This is a genomic window from Ruegeria discodermiae (genome assembly GCF_030758345.1).
Lineage (GTDB): Bacteria > Pseudomonadota > Alphaproteobacteria > Rhodobacterales > Rhodobacteraceae > Ruegeria_C.
The window spans coordinates 1-357 of record NZ_JAVAMO010000078.1 but is presented as its reverse complement, the minus strand read 5'-3'; the positions used below and the strand labels follow the sequence as shown (position 1 = coordinate 357).

Here is a 357-nt window from a genome sequence, read left to right as displayed (position 1 = left end):
ATGGTCACGGTTGCCGTATTGGCCGTCGAGGTGATCCCATCGGTGACATCGTAGTTGATCGTCACATCGAACGGCACGCCGACAGCTAGGTCCTCGAACTGGCCATCGCTGAGTGAAAACAGCCCGGTCTCAGGATCGGTAGAGCTGGTCAGAACACGGCCATCGGCTGCAGTGACAGTGACGTTCTCAACATCGAGGTCCTCGCCGTCCGGGTCAGTTGCCGTTGCCAGAAGGTCGACCATGCGACCGGTTTGGTCCTCGCCAAAACTCGCCGTGATCACCGAGACGACCGGGGATGTGTGATCTCCGCCTTGACCACCATCGTCGTGACCCTCGCTATCTTCGTGGCCTGTGCCG

1 protein-coding gene is annotated in these 357 nt (G+C 59.9%); it reads right to left on the bottom strand.

All coding sequences use genetic code 11. The features are described from left to right. Positions 1–357 (bottom strand): hypothetical protein (locus Q5Y75_RS28430; protein WP_306203665.1); only part of this gene is annotated, 357 nt, incomplete at both ends.